Origin of the sequence: Mesorhizobium sp. M4A.F.Ca.ET.050.02.1.1 (assembly GCF_003997725.1) — a bacterium.
In the GTDB taxonomy this organism is placed as follows: domain Bacteria; phylum Pseudomonadota; class Alphaproteobacteria; order Rhizobiales; family Rhizobiaceae; genus Mesorhizobium.
On the sequence record NZ_RZSG01000439.1, the window covers coordinates 1 to 5,058 of the forward strand.

Annotated in this window: 6 protein-coding genes; 5 read left to right on the forward strand and 1 reads right to left on the reverse strand. The window is 66.0% G+C overall.

Annotated elements, in window-relative coordinates:
* The first annotated feature begins 38 nt into the window (after positions 1–38).
* Entirely contained in the window at positions 39–1,394 is a 1,356-nt protein-coding gene (locus EOA33_RS23810) for a formimidoylglutamate deiminase (RefSeq protein ID WP_127406736.1), read from the forward strand.
* A 25-nt stretch (positions 1,395–1,419) separates the two neighbouring features.
* A complete protein-coding gene (hutC, locus tag EOA33_RS23815; RefSeq protein WP_127406737.1) occupies positions 1,420–2,166 on the forward strand; it encodes a histidine utilization repressor in 747 nt (248 codons plus the stop codon).
* A gap of 201 nt (positions 2,167–2,367) precedes the next feature.
* Here the strand turns inward: hutC and EOA33_RS23820 are convergent, their stop codons facing one another.
* Positions 2,368–2,712, reverse strand: a complete 345-nt coding sequence (locus EOA33_RS23820) for a RidA family protein (protein WP_127284608.1) — start codon at positions 2,710–2,712, stop codon at positions 2,368–2,370.
* 232 nt (positions 2,713–2,944) lie between these two features.
* Here EOA33_RS23820 and aztA point away from each other — a divergent pair, with 232 nt between their 5' ends.
* From aztA to EOA33_RS23835, 3 genes are all read left to right on the forward strand, one after another.
* A complete protein-coding gene (aztA, locus tag EOA33_RS23825) occupies positions 2,945–3,778 on the forward strand; it encodes a zinc ABC transporter ATP-binding protein AztA (protein ID WP_127406738.1) in 834 nt (277 codons plus the stop codon).
* Entirely contained in the window at positions 3,778–4,653 is an 876-nt protein-coding gene (gene aztB, locus EOA33_RS23830; RefSeq protein WP_126055040.1) for a zinc ABC transporter permease AztB, read from the forward strand. The genes aztA and aztB overlap by 1 nt, the downstream gene beginning before the upstream one ends.
* 25 nt (positions 4,654–4,678) lie before the next feature.
* Positions 4,679–5,058: zinc ABC transporter substrate-binding protein (locus EOA33_RS23835; RefSeq protein ID WP_190234353.1), on the forward strand; the 380-nt coding region annotated here is incomplete at its 3' end.

A 5,058-nucleotide genomic window follows, 5' to 3' on the forward strand; every position in this document is an offset into this window, starting at 1 on the left:
GTGCTATTGTCATCGGAAAGCGGGATTCGGAGAAAATCGTGACGGCGATCTTCGCGGAACAGGCACTTCTGGCGGACGGCTGGAACAACAATGTCAGGATCACGCTGGCGGGCGGCCGCATCGCGGTGGCCGAGCCCGGCGCCTCACCGCTGACCGGCGACGAGCGCCATGCCATTGTACTCTCCGGCATGTCCAATCTGCACAGCCACGCGTTCCAGCGCGGCATGGCGGGGCTCGCCGAACTGCGAGGCCCCTCGACCGACAGTTTCTGGAGCTGGCGCGAGGTGATGTACCGCTTCGCTCTGTCGATGACGCCGGACCAGGTCGAGGCGGTGGCGGCACAGCTTTATGTCGAGATGCTGGAAGCGGGATTTTCGCGCGTCGGCGAGTTCCACTATCTCCACCACGACCGCGACGGAAAACCCTATGGCAACATCGCCGAGATGGCGGAGCGGATCGCGGCGGCCGCGGCTGAGACCGGCATTGGGCTGACGCTGCTGCCCGTCTTCTATGCCCATTCCTCCTTCGGGGGTGCGGCACCCAATGAGGGCCAGCGGCGATTCATCAATGATGTCCAACGGTTCGGTCGCTTGCTTGAGAAAGGCCGCGAAAGCGTTCGCTCGCTCGATCAGGCCGTTGTCGGCGTCGCCCCGCACAGCCTGCGCGCCGCGACGCCGGAGGAACTCGACGCGGTAACCGCGATGGCGCCGGACGGCCCGATCCACATTCATATCGCAGAGCAAATAAAGGAAGTGGAAGACTGCATCGCCTGGTCGGGCGCGCGGCCGGTCCAATTCCTTCTTGACCATGCCAAGGTGGACCGGCGCTGGTGCCTGATCCACGCCACGCATATGACCGAGGCCGAGACGGTCCGCATGGCCAGGAGTGGCGCGATCGCAGGCCTCTGCCCGATCACCGAGGCCAATCTCGGCGACGGCACCTTCGCCGCGCCGCTGTTCGTCGAACATGGCGGACGCTTCGGCGTCGGCTCGGATTCCAACGTGCTGATCGGCCTGCCGGACGAACTCAGGCAGCTGGAATACTCGCAGCGCCTGACGCACCGCGCCCGCAACGTGCTGGCGGTAGCGGGCGGCTCGGCCGGCCGCGCCTTGTTCGATGCCGCGCTCGACGGCGGCAGCGCCGCGCTCGGCGCCGGCCCGGCGCGGATCGCAGCCGGCGCCCCGGCCGATTTGGTGTCGCTCGACCCGAACCATCCGTCGCTCGCCGGCAAGACGGGAGACTCCATCCTCGATGCCTGGATCTTCGCCAACGGCGCCAGCGTCGACAGCGTCTGGGTGCACGGCAGGAAGCAGGTCAGCGGCGGCCAGCATGCCAGGCGCGAGCCAATCGCCGAGAGGTTCCGCGCTGTCATGACCGCGCTGTCGGCAGCCTAGCTCGTTCAACAGGCGAAACCGCGACATGAGCATGATCGAGACAATGGAAGCGGAAGGTGGCGAGGCTGTTTCGCTGCACCAGCGCATCCTGTCCGACATCAGCGAAAAGATCCTGTCCGGCGCCTGGGCGCCCGGGCACAGGATTCCGTTCGAGCACGAGCTGACAGCTGAATACAATTGCTCGCGCATGACGGTGAACAAGGCGCTGTCGCAGCTGGCCAAGGCCGGGCTGATCGAGCGCCGCCGCCGTTCCGGCAGTTTTGTCCGCCAGCCGCAGTCGCAGGCGGCGGTGCTGGAACTGCACGACATCCGGATCGAGGTCGAAGCGCTCGGCCTGCCCTATCGCTATGAAAGGATGGCTCGGCTGAAGCGGCGCAGCAGCGCCGAGGACCGGTCACTGCTGGGGCTTTCCGCCCCAGGCTTGGTGCTTTCGCTGGAATGCCTGCATTTCGCCGGCCAGCGGCCCTTCGCGCATGAGCAGCGGCTGATCAATCTCGCCGCGGTCGCGGAGGCCGGCGAGGAGGACTTTTTGGCCATCGCGCCCGGCCCCTGGCTGATCGGCCGCGTGCCGTGGAGCGAGGCCGAGCATCGCATCCGCGCCACCGCCGCGGACGACCATGTCGCCGACACGCTCGATATAGACCCCGGCGCGCCGTGCCTGGTGGTCGAGCGTCGCACCTGGAGCGCCGAGCACCCGGTGACGCATGTGCGCTTTATTTATCCGGCCGAGAGCCACACGCTGGTGGCGAGGTTTACGCCGTCGCAGCGGTAGCGCGACGTTTCCTTCTCCCCTTGTGGGGGAAGGTGGATCGGCGCGCAGCGCCGAGACGGATGAGGGGTGCGCGACGGAACGAGACGCAGAAAATCAAAACGCTCGAAGTGTCAGGTTCTTCAACGCCGCGATCCTTCCAACACCCTCATCCGGCCGCTTCGCGGCCACCTTCTCCCACAAGGGAGAAGGGAAGTCGGCGCCTCAGATCGCCGCCGTGATGATGATCTCGACCAGATATTCCGGGCCAGCCAGCTTGGCTTCGCCGGTGGCGCGGGCAGGCGTGTGGCCCTGCGGCACCCACTTATCCCACTCCGCGTTCATCTCGGCGAAGGTGCTCATGTCGGCCAGCCAGATGATGGTCTGCAGGATCTTGGTCTTGTCGGTGCCGGCCTTGGCCAGCAGCTCGTCGATCGTCTTCAGGATGTCGCGGGTCTGCGAGGCGACGTTGCCGCCGGGCTCGCCGACCTGGCCGGCCAGATAGACGGTGTTGCCGTGGATGACGATCTGGCTCATGCGCGGGCCAACATCGATGCGACGAATGCTCATGGGGCGTTCCTTCCTGTTGTCGGTTGCGCCTCTTTAGAGTTGTGGCCTCTCCCGGGCAAGGCCGGCTGGGACGAAACCAATTGAGCCAATTGTGTGGCCCTCCCCGTTGCGTACACGACGAGTTGACCGGCCGTGACCAAATTGCGTCGGGCCATCTTGTTGACTAATGTAATAACATCACATATCGACTTGAACCGCCCGAACAATGGGCTACCGCCCCAACGGACCACCGATGACCAATGCCTGCCTGACCTTTCGCGACCTGACGCTCGGCTATGGCAGCCACCCGGCGATCCATCACCTCGATGGCGTCATCCGCAAGGGGTCGCTGACGGCTGTCGTCGGCGCCAACGGCTCGGGCAAGTCGACGCTGATGAAGGGCATTGTTGGCGTGCTGAAGCCGATGGAAGGCGCGGTCACCCGCGCCCCCGGCGTGCGCACCGCCTACCTGCCGCAGCAGTCCGAACTCGACCGCTCTTTCCCAGCCCGGGTGGTCGACCTGGTTTCGCTCGGCTTGTGGCCGAAGCGCGGCCTGCTCGGCCGCTATACGAAGGAGGACCGCGAATCCGTCAGCAAGGCGCTGTTGGCGGTCGGCCTCGGCGGCTTCGAGACGCGACCGATCGACACGCTGTCCGGCGGACAGCTGCAGCGCACGCTGTTTGCGCGCGTGCTGCTGCAGGACGCCGACCTCATCCTGCTCGACGAGCCGTTCAACGCCGTCGACGCCAAGACGGTCGGCGACCTGATCCAGTTGATCAAGCGCTGGCATGGCGAGGAGCGCACGATCATGGTTGTCGTCCACGATCTCGACCTCGTGCGGCAGAATTTCCCCGAGACGCTGCTGCTTGCGCGCCAGCCGGTCGCCTGGGGCGAGACCAAGGAAACGCTGCGGCCGGAAAACCTTCTCAAGGCGCGGCGCTTCCATGAAGCATGGGAAGAGAACGCGCCCTGGTGCGAGCCCGACGACCATCATCACGACCATCACGGGCACGACCATCACGGCCCTGCCCATGCCCATGCGCATGATCACCATCATGACCACGGCTCCGGGCCGAGGGCCGCCTGATGGACTTTCTCTACGGCCTCTTCATCGCGCCCTTTGCCGATTTCGCCTTCATGCAGCGAGCGCTGTTCGGCTCGCTGCTGCTGTCGCTCGGCGCCTGTCCGGTCGGGGTCTTCCTGATGCTGCGGCGCATGAGCCTGTCGGGCGACGCCATGGCGCACGCCATCCTGCCGGGTGCGGCCGCAGGCTTCCTGCTCTACGGGCTGGAAATCCTGCCGATGACCATAGGCGGGCTGATCGCCGGCATTATCGTCGCGCTCGGCGCCGGCGCTGTCTCGCGCTTCACCGTCCAGCGCGAGGACGCTTCGATGGCGGCCTTCTATCTGATCTCGCTCGCCGTCGGCGTGCTGATGGTGTCGATCCGCGGCTCCAGTGTCGATCTCATGCATGTGCTGTTCGGCACGGTGCTGGCGCTCAACAACGAGGCTCTGACGCTGATCGGCGGTATCGTGCTGGTCACGCTGGTCGCCCTCACGATCTTCTGGCGGGCGCTGGTCGCCGAATGCCTCGACCCGCTGTTCCTGCGCTCGGTGAGCCGCATGGGCAGCCCGGTGCATTTCATCTTCCTGGGGCTGGTCGTGCTCAACCTCGTCGGCGGCTTCCAGGCGCTAGGCACGCTTTTGTCGGTCGGGCTGATGATGCTGCCGGCCGCCGCCGCCCGCTTCTGGACGGTGCGCGTCGAGCCGATGTGCGTGCTGGCGGTGCTGATCGGCTTCGCCTCCTGCACCGCCGGACTGCTGCTTTCCTACCACGCCTCGCTGCCGTCCGGCCCGGCCATCATCCTGTCGGCCGGCGTCGTCTACTTCTTCTCGATCGTGTTCGGCTCGCGCGGCGCGCTGCGCGCCCGCATCGTCCACCATCGCCACCGGACCGCCTGATCCCCCAAGCAAGGAGACCTGCCCAATGCTGAAATCCTTCCGCGCCGCCCTGGCCCTGAGCGTTATAACATTTACCGCGCTTGGCGCTTCTTCGGCCTTCGCCGCGCCGCTCAAGGTGGTGGCGAGCTTCACGGTGATTGCGGATTTCGCCAAGAATGTCGGCGGCGACCGGGTCAGCATCACCACCATCGTCGGCCCGGATGGCGACGCCCATGTCTACGAACCGAGCCCGGCCGACGCGGTGGCGATGGCTGGCGCTGATGTGGTGCTGGTCAACGGGCTGCATTTCGAAGGCTTTTTGCAGCGCCTGGTCGACGCCAGCGCCACCAAGGCCTCGATCGTTACCTTGACCAAGGGCGTCACATCCATCGACTTCAAGCCGGAATGCGCCGAGGCCGACGCGGC